This is a genomic window from Edaphobacter lichenicola (assembly GCF_014201315.1).
Taxonomy (GTDB): domain Bacteria; phylum Acidobacteriota; class Terriglobia; order Terriglobales; family Acidobacteriaceae; genus Edaphobacter; species Edaphobacter lichenicola_B.
This window is the reverse complement of record NZ_JACHDY010000002.1, coordinates 591,196-610,526: the sequence shown is the minus strand read 5'-3', so window position 1 is coordinate 610,526 and position 19,331 is coordinate 591,196. Positions and strand designations below refer to the sequence as shown.

Here is a 19,331-nt window from a genome sequence, read left to right as displayed (position 1 = left end):
TCACCACTTGGCAAGTTGACACCAAGCACACAGGCGTGAACGCGAATGAGACCATTCTCACCCCTTCGTTCGTTCACACCAGTGGCAACCTCATCCCTCTTTTTTCCGAGAAAGTGGACGGACAAGTCTTCGCGCAACCGCTTTATCTAAGCGGTACGACGAGCAGCAAGCTTCCCGGAGGCTGGGCGGATGGTCAGACTCACAATAATGTCGTCTTCGTTGTCACGGAGAATGCGACGCTGTACGCTTTCGACGCTGATCAAGACCCAAAGTACGTGAAGGGCCATGGGACCTCCAATCCAATCTGGAGCTTGCATCTCGTTCCGACGGGTAACACGACGGCCGTGCCCATTCCGCAGATAGACACCAACTCCGCGCCGGACATTAGGCCTCTCTTTGGCGATACGGCAACACCGGTAATTGACTCAACGCAGGGAATCATTTATGTGGTGTCTGCACTGAAGGACACCGCAACTCTTCCGGCCTCACATCCTTACGAACAACTGCTTTGGGCTATCGATGTGAAATCTGGGCAACCTGTGAACGGCGGCCCTGTTGTGATCAACCCTCAGTTCAACGGTTCCTTTCCCGGAGACCGTAACACACCTTGCAGTCAGACGAGCCAAGTTCCTAATACGCCGAACAATACCGGTTGCGAAAACGACAATGAGCCGGCTGCTCCTGCTGGAACCATCCCCTTTTATCCTCTCCATTCGCACCTTCGCTCGGCGCTAACGCTGGACAATTTCAGTGGCCATAACACCTTGTATCTCGCCTACGCATCGCACAGCGATGGACAGCCGTATTCTGGCTTCGTCGTTGGATACAACGCGACCACTTTGCAGCAAACGACGGAGTTTACGACAACCCCGGATAACACCTTTGAGGCGGGAATCTGGATGGGGGGCGCTAGTCCTGCTATCGATCCTGCATTGAATAAGATGTATGTCATCACCGGCAATGGCGGTAACTGGGACAACAAAGATTCCAATAATAAGCCATTGCCCCCCATGGGTACGGATAGTCAGGGCAATGTGTTTTCGCAGGGAACCAATTGGCCAATGAGCGTGCTCGCCTTCGATATAACTCCAGCTGGCACGGTATCATACCGTGCTCAAAATGAGTTGCGGGTTCCCTTTGCTGATACCAGTGTATGGTTTACCCCCGCACAATGGGACTCATTCAATAATGGAGATCAGGACCTCGGTGCAGGCGGCGCGCTGCTCTTCGACACACCCGCTCCGGATGGCAGTACAAAGCAGTTACTGATCGGCGGGGGCAAAGCCGGCGTCATGTACGTCCTGGATCGTACGAATCTCGGCGGTATAGACACGTCGCAGGGTAGCACGCTCAGCAGTAGTCTTGGAGTTGACTTTCAGGATAAAAATGTTGTGCAAGAGATTGTCTTTCCAAGCGGAACAGGCTTCTTCAATACGCCCTCCTTTTTTAATAACCGCATCTATTTTTCGGGAGGCACCTCCGGCGCTCGATCACGTGCAGTTGGCTTTAACCAAACCACGAATACCTACGTTTCCAGCATAGAGGACGCTTCACCAGAGGGTCCTGTTGACAAGAATGCCGGAGTATTTATCTCTGCAAACGGTACGAGCAATGGCGTGGTATGGCAGGCCAGCAACGGAATACGTGCCTGGGATGCAAGCAACTTAGCCCAGGGTGCTATCTTCTCGCAAACTAACATCAACACAGACGATGGGTCGCAAAATACCTGCGTTACGCCAACATTTTCGCTGCCGATTGTGTCGGGCGGAAAGGTGTATTTCACCTGCTATCAAAATCCCACCACGACCGGAAGCGTCACGATCAACGGAACTACTACATCGTTCGTGCAGCCATCGGACAATAAGCCAGGATATCTCTTCGTTTACGGCTCAGCCCCGGTTGCGCCAGGTGCTCCGACACAAGTGCCGCTGAATGTCTCTGCGCAGGCTGATTCTGAATCGCAGATTACAGTGACCTGGACTGACCCGGATAGCGGTCAGCCGACTGCGCACACCGGTTTTAATGTTTTTCGCGCAACCTGTGCCACCTGTACTGCTATTCAGATCGCCAGGAACACAGCCAACTTAGATTTTATTGATAGCGGCCTCGAGACCGGTGCGAACGGCCAACCGTTTACGGCAAACTTGAGCCCGAATACGACTTATTTCTATACAGTCGTTGCAACCAATTCAGCTGGCTCTTCAAACGTGAGCAATATTGCTTCTGCGACCACCTTCCAGCAATATTCCGAATCTGGGCTGGTTGCATACTGGCCGATGGACGAGGGGCTTCAGCAGACAGAAAATGCGACTAGCTCGGCGGATTTCACCGGAAACGGCCACACTGCGGTGAAGGACCTTAGCCAGGGGTCGAATGAGATTGAATCTAGCCCCAGCGGCTATGTTGGAGGATCCTGGAATTATCACGGGACCACAGTCATCGACCGGCTCGTCGTAAAAAGTAGTTCTGATCTGCAGTTCACCGCGAGCCAGAGCTATAGCCTCATCGCTTGGGTCAACCCGACAGCGGTGCAGGGCTTCGGCGGCCCGTCAGGCAACGGTCTTGACGGTGCTTCGATCGTCGTGAAGTCAAGAGACCAGGGTAACGAATACGGTCTTTGGATCAACGCCAACGGACAGTGGGAGGCACGCAGTGGTACTCCGGGTGCTACTGGGACAATCATAACGGGCACAGCGGCAGCGGCCGGAGTTTGGACACAGGTGGCGCTCGTACAAGACGGCCCCAACAACAAGCGATACCTTTATGTAAACGGTCAGCTTGCCGGGCAGGGAACAGCGAAAGACGCCAACGGAGGCGGAGACCTATGGTTCGGCCAACAAAATCTTTTTCCAAACAGCCCCACTGACCAGACTTCTACCGACGGATTCCAAGGCTTCATCGACGAGGTTCGTATTTACAATACCGCCGTTACTCCGGCGCAACTCTTGAATGAGTTTTCGGATCCTGTCTACCAGGCTACTTCTGTTCAGACTCACGCGGGGACGCCGGTAGGCATTTCGCTCTACCCGTTTGGACCGACTGGGTCCCCTTCTACTGAGGCGCGTGTCGCTCCAAACCAGACCTACACGCTTCAACTAAACTTCGCCCAGCCACTTTCAGTGAAACCCGCAGCCGTACTCAACGCTCAGCCTGGGTCGACTCAGCAGGTGCAGGGAAGCGTAAGTTCGGTCACACTCGACTCAACTGGATCCGTCGTTACCGTAACACTTGCGAATGTGGCAAACGCTCAGGCGCTGCAGTTGCATTTGACCGGCCTCACCAGTGAGGCATCGCAGAATGCAACCTACGATCTTCCTTTCAATGTTCTTGAGGGAGATGTCAATGGTGATCACGTAGTCGACTCGGCCGATGCGAACGCCATCACGACTCTGATCGCGAACAATAGCAATAATCCGATCACCACGATCACCTCAGCCAACGCACAATTCGATCTAAACCTCGATGGAATTGTGAATGCAGCGGACGCAACAAAGGCAAACAGCTTGGTCGGACAAAGCCTGCCAGTGCAGACGGATGCGAATGTAGCGTTGTTCAAACACACTAGCCCCTCGAGCTCCAATGGGGGCAACATAGCCGCAAACGCGGTAGATAGCAACTTGACCACCAGATGGGAGACGCAGCAGGGAGTGGATCCTCAGTCACTCGTCATCGATCTGAATAACGCTGCAAATATCCACACCATTGTTCTGGACTGGGAGAATGCTGCTGGAGCCAACTATGTGCTCCAGACAAGCAACGATCCCTCGGTAATTCCAGAAGCGGCCACCCCTGACTGCAGCGCAGCCAACACCAAATGGACGACCGTCGTGACCGTTACGGGCAATACAAACGGCGGCATCAAAACGTACAGTGGCTTGAACGCGAATGGCCGCTTTGTTCGAATGTGCGGCACGAAACGGACGACAACCTTTGGCTATTCGTTGTTTGACTTCGAGGTCATCGGGTCCTTTGGTGCTGCAACCCAAACACCGCCAGCCATCACAAGTGCTACGACTGCGGCAGCGACGGAAGGACAACCCTTTAGCTATACCATCACCTCTAACCAGGCGGGTACCACCTTCAGTACCAGTCCCCTGCCTGCCGGCCTGAGCTTCGATGGCGTCAATACGATCTCCGGTACGCCCACAGTCACCGGTAGCTATCCCATCACATTGACTGCAACCAACTCCACCGGTCAGTTAAGCACGGCAACACTAACGCTGACTGTCAACGCTCCTACACCAGTCATCACAAGTGCTACGACTGCGGCGGCGACGGAAGGACAGACTTTCAGCTATACCATCACCTCTAATCAGGCGAGTACCACCTTCAGTACCAGCCCTCTGCCTACCGGCCTGAGCCTTACTGGCGCAGTCATTTCGGGTACGCCAACGGTGACCGGTAGCTTCCCCATCACATTGTCGGCCACCAACTCCACCGGTCAGACAGGCACGGCAACATTGAGCCTGACCATCAGCAACGCCGTTCCGGTCTTGCCGGCTGCACCCACCAACCTGACACCGACTGCGGTCTCGTCAAGCCAGATGAACCTGAGTTGGATGGCAAGCACCACACAGGGAGTTACGTACTCCGTCTTCCGGAGTACCACCTCTGGCTTTACTCCCACGGCGGCCAATCAGATCGCACAAGGTCTGACAACCACCACCGATTCAGACACGGGTCTCACCGCCTCTACGACATACTTTTATGTGGTAGAAGCAGTCAACGGTGCCGGCTCTACATCATCGCTGCAGGCCTCAACACAGACGCTAGCCGCTTCTGGAGTAACCGAAGTCATTGCAATCAATGCGGGCAGTGCCACAGGAGTGCCCGACTCCGCCAACAACGTAACCTTCGTCGCTGATACGGACTTCACCGGTGGCAATGATGATGCTACAAACCATGCCATCACCATACCCACTGCGATCGCAAGTATCACTGCGCCCGCTGCGGTGTATGCAGATGCTCATCAAGGCGGTGTCACTTACACCATACCCAACCTGTCAGCAGGCAACACCTACACTGTGGTATTGCACTTTGCTGAACTGTTCTTTACTGCACCAAACTCTCGCCTGTTCAACGTGTCAATCAACGGAGCACAGGTGCTGACGAACTTTGATATCTTTGCGTCTGCCGGAAACGCTAGCTTCACGGCGGCTGTCGAGACCATTCCCAACATTACTCCTGTGAACGGTCAGATCGTCATCGCATTTACCAATGGCACGAACGACCAGCCTATGGTGAACGGCATTGAGATTCAGACAGGAGGGCCGGCCATACCGTCCGCCCCAACAGCCCTGACAGCCTCAACCGGCTCGTCAAACACAGTCAATCTGAGTTGGAGAGCGAGCGTCAGTTCGGGAGTCACATACACGGTCCTCAAGAGCACCACCGCGGGCTTCGTACCGTCCGCGGCTACCCAGATCGCAAATAACCTTACAACGACTAGCTTCTCCGATACGAGTCTCACCCCTTCGACCATGTACTACTACGTAGTCGAAGCGGTGAACGGCGCCGGAATGCTTTCACCGCCTTCGCAGCAGGTTTCCACATCAACTGCAGCTGTGTCTATGGATGTGATTGCGATCAATGCCGGCAGCTCGAAGGTAGTGGGCAGCTTCATCGGCGATACCGACTTTGTCGGCGGCAACAATGATGCTCCAGGCCATGCCATCACCATACCAGCTGCGACCGCAAGTATAGCTGCACCGGCTGCGGTGTATGCGGATGCTCACCAGGGAGGCGTTACTTACACTATCCCCAACCTGTCGGCCACTAGAACCTACACGGTGGTCCTCCACTTCGCCGAACTTTTCTTCACGACGGCGAACTCTCGACAGTTCAATGTATCGATCAATGGAACTCAGGTGCTGACAAACTTTGATATCTTTGCGGCTGCTGGAAATGCCAACTTCACCGCGGTCGTTCAGAGCTTCGCCAACATCACACCCGTCAACGGTCAGATTGTCATTGCTTTCTCCAACGGTGCGCACGACCAGCCGATGGTGAACGGCATTGAGATCAAATAACCGCTAACCACGAGACAGGTTAGATTTCCGCCTGTCGTCTTTCGAGGGTCTGCTGAAGCACTCCGTGCAGACCCTCGAACTAACTTTGTAGAAAAGCTCAACGTTTGAAAAGGAATCGATGTTCTCTCTCTATACTCGGTCGCGATATCAGGGGCTTTTACCAGCCTCTGCCTTGATGCTCTCCCTATCTCTGGCAAGCGGGAGTCTGGTCGCCCAGACGATTTCCAGCAGTAATGAAGGAGCCGGGGCACCTGTCGGCGTTACGAAAGCTTCAATGGCCGTGATCGATTCGTATGTGGATTATTTGAAAGCGTTCGAGCTTGCAGAGACTGGTAGTAAATCGGCGGCGTTTCAGTTGTTGGCGGATAGCTTGCGCCAGCAACCTCATAACTTAGAGGCTTCGCGTTTGGCTTTTCGCCTGCTCACTGAACAGCGCGCCAATACTGCGTTAAGGCTTCGAGGCCATACAGGAGTGATGACGTCAGCTAGTTACAGTCACGATGGGACCAGGATACTTACCACATCGACGGACCACACAGCTCGAGTTTGGGACTCACGCACCGGACTCCAACTGATTCCATCGTTGGATCACGATGATGAGGTGGTCTCAGGAGTTTTCAGTCGTGACGGAAAAAAAATCGCGACAGGTACGGACGGTGGCAAGATCGTGATTTGGGATGCCAACACTGGCAAAAGACTAGTCTCATCCATGGAACTGTTCGGTTCTGCATGGTCTGTGAGCTTCAGCCCAGATGGAAAGACTATTGCCGCGGCATCAGAAGCGGGGAAAGCCCGTACATGGGATGCCGCAACCGGCAAGCCTCTGTCTCCTCTCATCGAGTACCACGAGTCTGCCTATCAGGTCAGCTTTAGCAGTGATGGAAAATTGATCTTGATAGCAAATGGAGACAACTATGCCGATCTCCGCGATCCAAGTACAGGAGTACGCACCTCGAGACTGCGCCGTAACAATGATATTTACAGCGCTCAGTTCAGCCCTGATGACAAGAGGATTGTTACGGCGTGTGCGGACTCTACGGCAGAGATATGGGACGCGCAGAGCGGGACTCCAACAGGTGTTGTCATGAGTCATGGATTTGGGGTAGCATCTGCAGAATTTAATAGCGATGCTTCGCTCGTCGTCACTGCATCGAAAGACCACACTGCACGAATATGGAATGCAAACAGCGGTAAGTTGATGGTCGCTCCTCTGCAGCATCCAGCTCCTGTTGGTCGGGCATCATTCAGTCTCGATAGTAGGCTAGTCGCAACGGTTGCTGGAGATAAGGCGGTGAGACTTTGGGATACACTCTCGGGCGATCAAGTTCTGCTTCCGATCGTTATACCGACAGGATCTCCCTACTTCTCATTTAGCCCAGACGGAATATCTCTGTTGATCGCTGGCGGCTCGTCAGGCTGGGTTCTCGATCTACCTCCAAACGACGAGGCCCCCTCCTGGCTTGCTGATCTTCTCGACTTTGCATCCATACTGAATAACTTTGATCAAGCCAAGAAACCAGATCTTGTCAGGATGGAAGTTATCCGGACTCGACTGAGCAGCTCGAAGGCCAGCGATCAATGGACACTCTTTGGCAAATGGTACTTTGCGGATATAACTCAGCGACCCATTTCGCCATGGAGCCATGTGACTCTTGAGAGTTATGTCAACTTACTGATCGCAAAGGGCGATCGTTCCTCGCTCGAATACGCTAAAGCTCTCTCGCGTCCCTTTCCGAGTTGGTTAGCTAAAGTGAATTCGTCGCTTGTAAAACTCCCACCCGAACAGCCTTAGTCGTCCGTCGAAGCGCGCAGCCAGATCTATGGACCGGCGCAGGTTTGTGCCTGGGCGCGGCTCTGAACAGCGTTTGCTCTTGAACCTTCGTGCAGAAGTGTCGACACCAATTGACATCACCGTACAACCGACCAGGAACGAAACAGTCCTTGACCATCACCATTCCACGCCAGACGTGCCTCGTCGCCGCACACCTCCCCGTGAAGCGGCGAGTCTGCATCTCTCGCCTCAAACCTAGAAAAGGAAAGCATCATGTCTTCGACCTCCCTTGAACTTCGGCCTCTCGAACTCCTGCCCCGCGATCTACTCCGTCCCCTCGGCGCTTTTGAAGAGCTCTTCTGCCTCTTCGACCAGCACTTTCCTACCAACGGTGCACTTGCGGCCCAAATCTCCGGTCACACAACCGTCCAGCAGTGGCACGACGCGCTCGACGCCGTACAGCTGCGCCACCCGCTGCTCTCTGTCTGCATCGACACCACCTTCAACCGCGTCCCTCATTTCGCCGCGTCACCGGCCAGCGCATCCCCCTCCGCGTAGTTACATCGCCCAATGCCCGGTGGCAGCGGGAGATTGCCGAAGAAGTAACCGAACCTTTCACGCCCGATCAGGCTCCTCTCTTCCGTGCTGTACTGCTCCATCAGGAGACGCACTGATCTTCATCCTCTCCTCTCATCACGCGGTCTGCGACGGCTCCTCCCGCATCTTTCTCCTGCGAGACATCCTCCTCGCTCTCAGCGGACAGGCCCTCGAGGTTCTGCCACTAGCGCCCTCTCGCGAAACTCTCTTCGGAGCGCAACAGCGCACCTCCACCGAGCCCGGCCTGCCATCCTTCGCTGCTCAGCGTCCCCCTGCCGCATGTGGAAGGAGTTGTTCTTACGCCAGAACAGACCACTGCACTCCAGCGCCGCGCTCGCGAGGAAGGCGTCACCATCCACGCCGTTATCTCCGCTGCGCTCATCATCGCAGGCAGAGCCATCGATGAAAGCTGGCGCAATAACCCCCTCCGCATCATGTCTGCCGCTGAGATCCGCGACATTCTCGGTCTTAAAGATCAATGCATGGTCTCCTTCGGCGGCGGTGAGATCTCCATCTCGCAAGGCGATTCGATGACATTCTGGGAGCTCGCACGGTTTGCGAACATGGCCTCTCTGCCGTCAAGAGCACAGAAAATATATCCAGGATGATCGAACTCCAATCTACAGCTGTCTCCTCGAACCTCACCGTCGAACAGGCGTTTCAACTCAAGCGAAACGCGTTCAACGCACAGGTCATGCTCACCAACCTCGGCCGTCTCCCATTCGACAGCACCTTCGGTCCCCTGAAACTCGAGACCCTCTGGGCACCATGTGCACTCCGTGGCATCGAAGGAGAGCAGACCCTTGGAGCAGTCAGCCTCAACGGCTCGCTGCACCTCACGCACACCAGCTCCGCGCCAATCCCCGGCTTGCTAGCGGGTGTGGAAGAGGTACTCTGCAAAGTCTGCGCGGTCTAACCCAATTCCCAAACATGGCATCGGGAGCAGATTCAAGCCGCTCCGCCTCGCGAGAATGCTCACGGGCGAGTTTTTCGAGCGTCAAGATATATGTGCGAGGGTGCGGGCTGATCTGCTGCTCGAAATTCAAGAAGCAGTGCTCGCGATGACGGAGCGCATTGATTCACTACTGCAATTCAGCAGTAGCGGACGGAGCATCCCGCTTGTCTATGCGTGCGTTTCCTCGGAAAATGCAGAATGTTTCATACCCAAAGATCGTTGATCGAGCAGAATTTTGTGAGTCAAAGAATCGCTTTTTACGAGTCCTCCCTTTCGCCTAAGTGATTCACAATGTGCACGCGCCAGCCAAGGAACGATCAAGCGTCGACGCAGTAATCAGGTCACCACCATGCGCATGCGTGGATACATACTTCCCAACCGCCTTAGCAACATCCGCGTGAGACGTCTTGCTCCTACGAACCACTGCTGTATCCATCAGTTCCGCAATCAGCAACTGTTGCACCTCATCCAACTGCGGCCGGATTACCTTCAACAAAATCGACCGGCGCATGCTCTGTTGCTTTGCCTGCGCGATACCAGAAAACCCCAAGGAATCACCGCCTTTCCGATTCCACTTGACCTAGCACGCTGTGTGTTACGCGCAAAAGGAATATAGGGGGGATGCGAAGTGTTTCTCACCACAGGATGTTGAAGAGGCTCGTCTCCGGCTTGTCCATGATGTCGAATCGAACGAGGTGATTGGCTTGATCCCTTATTTAGGTCCTGAGTTTATTGCAGCAATCCTGAAGCGTGAAAGCCTTCGAATCCGCCTGCAAATCAACAGCAGAAGTGCCAATTCATCCGGTACTGTCTGGCGACGACCGTCTCGATGAAGCCTCTAGTATTCGAGCTTCAAAGAAAACTGAATCTGACGGGAGTTGCCATTCGTTCGATTGATCTGGCCAAAGCCCGACCCAAGGAGTGTGTTCGACGGAAGCCCCATGTTCACGATGTTGAATATGTTGAAAAACTCAGCCCTGAACTGCAAGTTGGTGAGTTCAGCTCCAGATCGTCTTCTTCCGATCGGCGTGTCTTTGACCAAAGAAAAGTCATAATCGTAATAGGCCGGCCCACGAAAGGTATTCCGTCCGAGAGTGCCGAAGCGCCCACTATTTGGACCCGTTCCTCCCGGGATGTTAATTGGTATTGAAAAAAAAGAAGTGTTATCGCTTCCACGCCCGAAGTAGTCCTCTCTCTTGGGCCTCGCAGTGGATAACGATGGCTTTGCGATCTGATCGGGCCTGTCCGCATTGGCCGAGCCTGCACCCGTTTGCTGAACTCCCGTATAAACGGTAAAAGGTGTACCGCCAGACAGCGATGAAATACTGATCAACTGCCAGCCGCGAGTAAGTTTACCGCTCACGTGATTCAACGGGTGGATCGCATAAACCGGAAGAGACTGCGTGAGACTCAGTGAGAATGAATTCGTCGTATCGAATACTGACGGACCGCGTTCCGGGTGAGTATCGAAAGGATTCTGAGGCGCTGCCTGCGATGTTGCTCCCACGGTACTGGTGGCTGAGGTCCCGCCAACGCTACTGGCATCGTCGATCGACTTCGACCAGGTGTAGTTCGCTTGGAAGGCAGGTCCACCATGCGGAGTTTGACCCTGTCCGGAGACCTGTAGAGCGTTGTACGAGGAGTGCGAAGTCGCCGTCATCTCGCCTTCGGTTCCGAACCCGCCTACAGCCTGGCCGGCAGCATTGAATTTCGTATATGGAGCAAACGCTGCTGTAGCGCCAGGATAGGCGTTGGGAAATGCGACGCGCGGAAGCTTATAAGCGGTTGTGCCGACATAAGCGGCAGAGAGCGTCACTTGTCCTAGGGACTGTTCCAGGCCAAGGGACCACGTGCCGAGACCCGCGTTCCCAAAGTTCCTGCTGATCGCTCCTACGTTGAGCGGAGTTGTCTCTCCTTCGGAAGCATCTGCAATTCCTTGCTCGAGACGATCGATATCAACTTCTGTGTTGGCGGGGACATCGTTGGGCCGTCGATTGGCAAAGATGTCGGTACCGTCCGGCGTATAGACGCGGGGTAACTGCGCAGGAGTGAACTGAAATCCATAGGGGATAAAGGCTGTCGGTCCGGCCGTCACACGAGGGTAGAACACGAACGGCAGATTCCCCGTTATCATGTTGTCTTGCCAGATATTGGGGGGAATCGTGGTCAAAGCCGCGCCGGCATGGAGTACCAGGGTCGGGCGCAAGCGATAGTCAGCTTGCAGACGTGGCGCCCAATTGTTCATTCGCGTCCGGTACCTGGGTTCAGGATTAATCAAGAAAACCTGGCCTCCGCCAGGAGATGGGTAGAATCCGGAAGTACGGTGAGCCCGATCCGATATCGGCGTGTAGAGCTCGAAGCGCAGTCCATAGCCGATCGTGAGGCGGCTTGTGGTTTTCCAGGTATCTTGCGCGTAAGCTGCGATTGCCGTCCGGTTTATCGCAGTGGCACCAATATTTTGGCCGTTCGAGAAATAAGTAGGTGCAACAGCTCGTGTATACGCGAACACGCTTCCGGTAAGGAACGCTGACAGGGTATCAGGCAGAGGGTCTCCAATATTGATAGTGTGAGAACCGCTTGCCGATGTGATTTTACCTGCGGAGTACGCTGTTCCTCCGCCAAAGTCATATTCCCCGTTTGGGCTGGTTCCGAAATAGCCGGAGTCACGGTTCAGTCGAATCTCCGCACCAAGCTTGACCGTATGGGAGTGGCGCGAGAACGTTACATTCTCTCGAGCCTGGAATAAGTTTCCGTAGTCTCTGGAAACGGAACCGCCTGGGGCATTGAACGGCTCGAAGAGAGCGTCGTTGAATTTGACGGCTGGGTCAGTTGTATTGGAGGTTGGGAAAGAGGGTGTCGTTCGAATAGCACTGAGTGATGATTCGAACATGAGACTCGGCGATGCAGTGTGTATCCATGTCAACACGCCATTACGCTGGTGATCGACATATTCCACCCCGAAGCTCGGATCTATAACCGTTTGATCTGGATTCGTCGTTGGGCCGCTGAGATTGTCGAGAGAGAATCGCGCCATCCAGTGGTCCTTGGCGCCGCTCTGAAAATCAAGCCTGCCGGAAAACTGATCCGCGTCCGTATTCACTTTGGATGAAGTTGCGTATGTGTTCGCGCCAAATGTTCCAGCTGGATAATTAGGCAGCGGATATCGCGCCAGTATCTGGCTGATCGAGGAGTTCACCGGAACAAAGAGCGTGTCCCCTGGGAATGCCGTTGTATCCATGCCTGATCGCTGTTCTGCGGTTGGAACAGAAAGAACCTGGGTCGTTCCTAGGACTTGGCGGAAGCCTTGGTACTCGATGAAATAGAAGAACTGCTTACCGTTGCCGAGCCAACGGGAAATTGGAACAGGACCTCCATTTGTAAATCCAAACTCATTTCTTCTGAAAGGTGGAATGCGTCCCGGGCTTACCGGGGAAGGATGATCGAAATAGTTGCGAGCGTCGAGCGCGGAGTTTCGCAGAAACTCGAAAAACGATCCGTGCAGGTCGCTTGTTCCGGATCGAGTCAGGATGTCTGTATAGCCAGATGCGCCACGACCTATTTCAGCCGGCATGACGCCCGACGACGATTTCAGGTCAAGGATCGCGTCTACGTTGAAATTAGTGAACGTCCCGCCACCCACTTCGGGGTCACTGATGTCCGCCCCATCCAGCGAGAAAGTTGCCTCCACACCTCGCTGGCCGTTGATCGCGAACTGCTGGGTAAAATTTGAGGCTCCGTTGGTATCACTAGACGTTCCAGCAGCTAGTAGCAGAATTTGGCTAAAGTCCCTTTTATTGAGCGGGATTTCACTCACTCCCTTATTCGTGAGTTGATCGGTGTCAACTACTCTTCCAATCTCCGTGTTGACCATTTCCACTGAGCCGTCGCGGCCCAGCTTGAGCGTTACATCTACAGCCGCTGATGGGATAGAGACTTGGGTCGCGCTGCGGTAGAAGTTCCCAGCGGCACGAACAGTCACTGAGTAGAGGCCGGCATTTAGGTTTTGGAACGAAAAAGCCCCTTCTGTATTTACAGCTGCGGAATAGTGATTCGTACCCGAGTCGAGCAGCACCGTTCCCTCGTTTGCGGGCAGGAACCCGTCCGTGCGCAGCACGCCGTTCCAATTTGAGGTTGGCGCCTGCGCCCAAACAACAAACGAGAGAGCGTTATTACAAGGAAAAAGCATTCTCAAAACGACACAAAGCGAGAAAATGATGCCGATTCTGTATGAGCTGTTGGCTGACATGGGGAATCTCGTGACCACTTTCGTTCCGCGGAATCAGAAAGGATGACTCTATTCACTACGGCACAACGTCATAAGAGCTAACGGGTAGCAACCAATTCGTTGCTGGATAGATAACTCCTTTTGAAGGACTTACCCTAGGTAGCCACGTGATCAAAAAGGAATGTATGATACCCCAAATCCTAGTTGTCAATATGGAATAATGAGGGGTTGATGTTGGTCCCCGGCTCTATGCCGTCGCCGGTGGGTTCTGCGTCCCTGCTTTTGCGCAGCAACGCGTCGAGGTGGACGCAGCGCCGTCGCCAAACCCGAAAAGCAGGAAGAGAATCAGCAGAACTCACGATGCCATTGTTGCCACAATCCGAAAAAGAGGCTGGGCACAGTCTCGTGCCAGATACCAGTGCTGTCCGCGATCAGCTGAAACGGCTCCTTGCACACCCGCTATTCGCAAACAGCAAGCGCTATCCCGTGTTTCTGGCGTACACGGTCGAGCAAACGCTGCTTGGCAATGCGGGCGAATTAAAGGAACGGACGATAGGTGTGGAGGCCTTTGGACGTGAGCCAAACTACGATGTAAACCTTGATCCAGTAGTCCGTACGACAGCGGCCGAAGTCCGGAAGAGGTTGATCCAGTACTACTACAATACGGATCATTTCGGAGAGCTGATAGTCGAACTTTCGGTAGGCTCATACGTTCCCTTGTTCCGGGATCCAACGGTCTCCGTGAACCTCGAATCCGGATCGTTGGTCTCGCAGAGAAACGGGGCGACGCCTCAGGACTCTCCCATAACCGAGTCTAAATCTGCCGAGGCAGCCCTACCTCCTCCAGTGCTGGCCAGGCATCGATGGATATCTATCGCAACATTATTGTTGTTGGCCCTTTTCGCAGGATTCGGAATGGGCCGTATACAAATCCCTCGGAAGCCGTCGAACCTCGAACGCTTTTGGGAACCGGTGACAGCGGCTTCAGGCAAGGTCACATACTGCCTAGGGCAACCGATAGATGCGGTCGATCGAGAGCGAACAACGCCAAACGGAATGCCACTCTATGGCCGGCTCGATGTCTCGGACGTGATCACGTTGGCGCGATCTATCGTTCCCCTTGTCCCAAAGGGCGGCGATTTTCGCGTTGTTTCCGATTCAGAAATCGGCTATACCCAGCTACGCGAAGGTCCCGTCGTGCTCATTGGTGCCTTCGATAACGTTTGGACCATGCGGATTACCCAAAATCTACCTTTCGGATTCGAGTACGATTCGCAGGTGCGAAGGCTCGTGGACCGCAAGAGTCCCGAGAAGAGGTTTTGGACCCTCCAATGGCAGGTGCCTTACACAAAGTTGGCAAAGGACTATGCCATCATCGCCAGGATTCATGACAGGGTGACGGGCCAGCCAGTCATTATCATTGCGGGGATTCTAGGGGAAGGCACCGAAGCTGCCAGCGAGGTCGTCTTTAAGCCTGCGTACCTCGATGAGATGTTGAAGCAGGCGCCTAAGAACTGGGACCAACTCAACCTGGAAGCGGTGATAGAAACGAATGTCATCGAAGGCCACGCAGGCCCTCCCACCGTTCTCGCTGTCGAGACCTGGCGGTAGGTCACTATCCTCTTCATCGACAGCGCTATGGCTCCATGGTCGGCTGCGGCCGATCCCTCGAGGCGTGTCTCACTGATTTAGCCGTATGATACATGCCCAAAGACGGTCGTCCGCTTCGGTAGTAACTTCAAGCAAAATAGACAGTTATTGGAAAGCGCCATGCTCCTACCCGTTGGAGCTTTTACACCACCTTATTCGTATTAGATTCTGCAAACGTAGCCCTTCTCGCACTGCCGCGATTTCTTCTGGCTTTGATTCTCGCCAGCGCAGCGTCGCCGGGGCGACCTGGAGACACGATGCAGAGATGCAACTCGCAACTTCCCCTTTTGATTGTTACGACAGCCTTCCTGGGGGTCGTCATCGGAGTCGGCATCGCGCCGGCTCAGGAAACGAACCGGCCTTGGATGGATTCACACCTGTCTCCAGGGGAGCGCTCAGAGCTGGTTCTGAAACAACTTACTCTTGATGAAAAGTTGGCTCTGGTGCATGGCAACGGTATGTCAGGCGAGTCGCAGTGGCGGATGCCTCTAACCCCTCTCACCAATGGCGGCGCTGGTTACACTCAAGGTGTCGAGCGCCTGGGTATTCCTCCCCTGATCATCTCGGATGCCGGCTACGGCGTGAGAGCCAGTGGCGCGAATGGAAGATACTCGACGGCGATGCCTTCCAATCTCGGTGCAGCTTCGAGCTGGGATCCAGAGTCCGCCTGCCAATTCGGCGAAGTGATCGGCGGCGAACTTCGGGCTCAAGGTTTCGATGTGACTCTCGGAGGCGGCGTGAATCTCACCCGCGAACCCCGAAACGGGCGGACCTTCGAGTACGCAGGCGAAGATCCGCTTCTGGCCGGCACTCTCGTTGGAAATATGATGAAGTGCGAGCAGGGTCAACACGTCATCGGCGATATCAAGCACTACTCAGTCAACGACCAGGAGACTGGACGGTTCGTTGTGAATGCTGTCATCTCGAAACGCGTGATGCAGGAGTCCGATCTGTTGGCCTTTCACATTGCGATCTCTATCGCCAATCCGGGTGCCGTGATGTGCTCTTATAACCGAATCAATGGAGACTTCGGTTGTGAAAATTCCTACACGCTGCAGGATGTTCTCAAGAAGGATTGGGGATTCAAAGGCTTCGTGATCTCGGATTGGGGTGGCACGCACAGTACGGAGAAGGCGTCCTCTGCCGGACTCGATCAAGAGCAGCCTATGGCCGACTATTTCGGGCTGAAGTTAAAGGAGGCGGTAGACGCAGGGAGAGTACCTCTGTCCGAGATCGATGACCATGCTCGCAGGGTCTTGTACGCAGAGTTTTTAGCTGGAATCGTCGATGATCCTCCGCATAAGAGTGTGGTAAACGTAGAAAAAGGGCTTGAGGTTGCGCAGCGTATCGAAGAAAAGAGCATAGTTCTCCTAAAGAACAACCAGGCCGTGCTCCCAATCATTCCGTCCAAGGTCCACAGCATTGCAATGATCGGCGGCCACGCGGACGTAGGAATGATCTCCGGTGGTGGTTCTGCACAAGTTGACCCGCCGGGCGGCAATGCCATTATGCCCCCTGGTAAAGGCGGAACGCATTGGCAGGACCATATCTGGTTTCCGACTTCCCCCTTACAGGCGCTGCGAGCGAAGTTGCCGAACACAACGATTGAATTTAATCCGGGAACGGATCTGCAGTCAGCGGCATCTTTCGCAAAGACCGCGGATGTGGCGATTGTCTTCGCATATCAGTGGGAGTCCGAAGGTATGGACCTGCCGAATCTTTCGCTTCCGGACAACCAAGATGCGCTGATTGAGCAGATAGCGGCCGCCAATCCGCATACTATCGTTGTTCTTGAAACGGGGACTGCTGTTACGATGCCTTGGCTCGACAAGGTGGCCGGGGTTGTTGAGGTTTGGTATGCAGGCAGCGCCGGACACAAGGCGTTAGCAAACATCCTTCTCGGGGACGTCAATCCGTCTGGCAAGCTGGCGATGACCTTCCCAAAGGGAGAGGCGGATCTTCCTCGCCCTTTAGTCGTGTCCCTTCCTCCGAATGACGAAGGACAAGGACATTTTGCTGTGAACTCCGAAACGCGCGTCTCCAGCTATGCCGTCCACTACGACGAAGGTTCAGAGGTCGGCTACAAGTGGTACGAAGCCCAGCATAAGCAACCTTTGTTTCCGTTCGGTTTTGGCCTTTCGTACACGTCCTACGCGTATTCCGGCCTAAGCGTCGATTCATCCGCGAAAACAGTCCGCTTCACAGTCAAAAACACGGGCAAAAGGACAGGGACTGAGATCGCGGAAGTCTACGCCACACTTCCCAAAGAAGCTGATGAATCGTTCAAACGCCTGGTCGGTTGGAAGCGCGTCACTCTTGCGCCTGGCGAGTCACAGGATGTCACCGTAGCCATCGATCCACGGCAACTGCAGATCTTCGACGAATCGGAGAACACGTGGAAGATGACTAGTGGCGAATATGGCATCCTGGTTGGACCATCTTCAGAGAGCACCCCTTTGAAGGCAAACCTTCGGATCCATTGAGATCGATCGCTCGTTGAATTCACTCGGCGATGAACCTATGAGAACCGCAATGTATCGATTCCGCACCTTTGATGCTCGCGTGCACTGCTCTGTCACTGGCGTGGCCACCTACGGGCCAAGTCAGGACGAAACCAATTTCTCGGTGCCAAGGCCGAACAGATAACCTGCGCTAACGGTCACTATCAGCCAAGTTGAAGCTCGAAAGATAAGGGAGACCTCGCAAATGAACAACGTATCAACTCTGGGGCAGACGGGCAGCGCAGTTCAAGCTGACCGGACCAGCACCGGGAAAGAACACTTTGAAGTGCTGGATGGATTGAGAGGGAGTGCGGCCATCTTGATCGTTATCTTTCACGTCTTCAACTACTCATTCGGCTGGGACACTCCTCTGAGCCTGATGCACCACGCCTACCTGGCAGTCGATTTCTTCTTCGGGCTCTCCGGTTTTGTCGTCGCCTATGCCTACGATGACCGATGGACTCGAATGTCTACCCTCCAATTCTTTCGCATCCGGCTCATTCGGCTTCATCCGCTGGTGCTGGTCGGCGCAACCTTTGGCCTTCTCGGCTATCTTCTCGATCCCTTCGGGAAGGGGATAAACCACACCTCAACGCCGATGTTACTGCTGGCCTATGTGACCTCACTTCTCTTGTTGCCTTCTCCGCCAGTTGGGGGCCGACAGAACGAAAGCCAGGCACTCAATGGGCCAGCGTGGTCCCTCATGCAGGAGTATCTCGGAAATATCGCGTACGCTCTGATTCTTCGCCGTCTGCGTGCGCTCACGCTTGGAATCATCTTCGGAGTTTCCGGGCTGCTGCTCCTATGGGTCGGGAATATGAAAGGCTCACTGGATGGGGGCTGGGGATACCCGGATATCTGGATGGCACCCCTTCGGTTGACCGTCTCTTTTGTGATGGGCCTTTGGCTGTACCGTATTCAGGGTCGCATCCGCCGTCCCAAAATTGGACTCCTGGTTCTTTCGATTCTTCTTGTGGTCATCTTTCAGGCGCCGAAGTTCCCCAACGCAGGCGGGCTTTCCTTCAATGGTCTCTACGATGCTGCGTGCGTGCTGTTCTTATTCCCGCTCATCATTATCTGTGGCGCGCACTCTGATGCTGGTGCGGGCATGATGAGGTTGTGCAAGTTCAGCGGCAGGCTCTCTTATCCTCTCTACATCACGCATATCCCATTCGTATATATCATTGCGAACTTCGCCCATACGAGACATCCAGCCAAGTCCGTGCTATTGACTTATATCTTCCTGCTTCTGCCATTCGTGATCGCTTTGGCATGGCTAGTTCTTAAGTATTTCGATGAGCCTGTTCGTGCGTGGCTGACCCGCCGCTACGGCATAAAGCGGGCAGCAGCATAATGCCCGACATAATCGCAGCAGAGAAGCCGATTTATTTTCAAAAACGGAGGACGGAAATCATGATGTTGAAGAGGTATTCTGCAATCGCTCTTTTTTTTGTCGCATTCTCTGGTGTCATTTCCGCCGGGGCACAGACAAGTCCCTTCAGTGCTGAGGCCAAGCAGAAGGCCGAGTCTCTCCTGAAGCAAATGACTCTCGACGAGAAGGTCCGTTAACTCAATGAGTCGTCCGGTTTGGTGGCGCCTGGCA

Annotated in this window: 10 protein-coding genes; 9 read left to right on the top strand and 1 reads right to left on the bottom strand. The window is 54.3% G+C overall.

The features are described from left to right. Window positions 1-35 precede the first annotated feature (35 nt). The 5 genes from HDF09_RS21105 to HDF09_RS08730 all read left to right on the top strand — a co-directional run bounded on the left by HDF09_RS21105 (window position 36) and on the right by HDF09_RS08730 (window position 9,313). Window positions 36-6,029, top strand: coding sequence for a malectin domain-containing carbohydrate-binding protein (locus tag HDF09_RS21105; RefSeq protein WP_183764777.1), 5,994 nt, complete (start codon window positions 36-38; stop codon window positions 6,027-6,029). 274 nt (window positions 6,030-6,303) lie between these two features. Next, window positions 6,304-7,821, top strand: a complete 1,518-nt coding sequence (locus HDF09_RS08745; RefSeq protein WP_183764773.1) for a WD40 repeat domain-containing protein — start codon at window positions 6,304-6,306, stop codon at window positions 7,819-7,821. Between the two features lie 252 nt (window positions 7,822-8,073). Continuing rightward, window positions 8,074-8,358, top strand: a complete 285-nt coding sequence (locus HDF09_RS08740; RefSeq protein ID WP_183764770.1) for a hypothetical protein — start codon at window positions 8,074-8,076, stop codon at window positions 8,356-8,358. Window positions 8,359-8,678: 320 nt separating this feature from the next. After that, window positions 8,679-9,005, top strand: a complete 327-nt coding sequence (locus HDF09_RS08735; protein ID WP_183764766.1) for a phthiocerol/phthiodiolone dimycocerosyl transferase family protein — start codon at window positions 8,679-8,681, stop codon at window positions 9,003-9,005. Beyond that, window positions 9,002-9,313: a hypothetical protein gene (locus tag HDF09_RS08730; RefSeq protein ID WP_183764762.1), complete on the top strand. Its 312-nt coding sequence runs from the start codon at window positions 9,002-9,004 to the stop codon at window positions 9,311-9,313. The genes HDF09_RS08735 and HDF09_RS08730 overlap by 4 nt, the downstream gene beginning before the upstream one ends. An 877-nt stretch (window positions 9,314-10,190) precedes the next feature. On the opposite strand, the gene HDF09_RS08725 is transcribed toward HDF09_RS08730, so the two are convergent. Continuing rightward, window positions 10,191-13,598, bottom strand: a complete 3,408-nt coding sequence (locus tag HDF09_RS08725) for a TonB-dependent receptor (RefSeq protein ID WP_183764759.1) — start codon at window positions 13,596-13,598, stop codon at window positions 10,191-10,193. 348 nt (window positions 13,599-13,946) lie between these two features. On the opposite strand from HDF09_RS08725, the gene HDF09_RS08720 reads away from it, so the two are divergent. The 4 genes from HDF09_RS08720 to HDF09_RS08705 all read left to right on the top strand — a co-directional run bounded on the left by HDF09_RS08720 (window position 13,947) and on the right by HDF09_RS08705 (window position 19,297). Then, a complete protein-coding gene (locus HDF09_RS08720) occupies window positions 13,947-15,188 on the top strand; it encodes a hypothetical protein (RefSeq protein WP_183764756.1) in 1,242 nt (413 codons plus the stop codon). Between the two features lie 296 nt (window positions 15,189-15,484). Then, window positions 15,485-17,710: a glycoside hydrolase family 3 C-terminal domain-containing protein gene (locus tag HDF09_RS08715; protein WP_183764753.1), complete on the top strand. Its 2,226-nt coding sequence runs from the start codon at window positions 15,485-15,487 to the stop codon at window positions 17,708-17,710. 223 nt (window positions 17,711-17,933) lie between these two features. Next, window positions 17,934-19,082, top strand: a complete 1,149-nt coding sequence (locus HDF09_RS08710) for an acyltransferase family protein (RefSeq protein WP_183764750.1) — start codon at window positions 17,934-17,936, stop codon at window positions 19,080-19,082. Further along, window positions 19,082-19,297 (top strand): hypothetical protein, encoded by a 216-nt coding sequence (locus tag HDF09_RS08705; RefSeq protein ID WP_183764747.1) that lies wholly within the window; start codon window positions 19,082-19,084, stop codon window positions 19,295-19,297. The genes HDF09_RS08710 and HDF09_RS08705 overlap by 1 nt, the downstream gene beginning before the upstream one ends. The last annotated feature ends 34 nt before the right edge of the window (window positions 19,298-19,331 follow it).

Bases quoted from the DNA above. Each gene is read 5' to 3' on its own strand.
- HDF09_RS08745 (WP_183764773.1), top strand. From the start codon at position 6,304: ATGGCCGTGATCGATTCGTATGTGGATTATTTGAAAGCGTTCGAGCTT.
- HDF09_RS08740 (WP_183764770.1), top strand. From the start codon at position 8,074: ATGTCTTCGACCTCCCTTGAACTTCGGCCTCTCGAACTCCTGCCCCGC.
- HDF09_RS08730 (WP_183764762.1), top strand. From the start codon at position 9,002: ATGATCGAACTCCAATCTACAGCTGTCTCCTCGAACCTCACCGTCGAA.
- HDF09_RS08725 (WP_183764759.1), bottom strand. From the start codon at position 13,598: ATGTCAGCCAACAGCTCATACAGAATCGGCATCATTTTCTCGCTTTGT.
- HDF09_RS08715 (WP_183764753.1), top strand. From the start codon at position 15,485: ATGCAGAGATGCAACTCGCAACTTCCCCTTTTGATTGTTACGACAGCC.
- HDF09_RS08710 (WP_183764750.1), top strand. From the start codon at position 17,934: ATGAACAACGTATCAACTCTGGGGCAGACGGGCAGCGCAGTTCAAGCT.
- HDF09_RS08705 (WP_183764747.1), top strand. From the start codon at position 19,082: ATGCCCGACATAATCGCAGCAGAGAAGCCGATTTATTTTCAAAAACGG.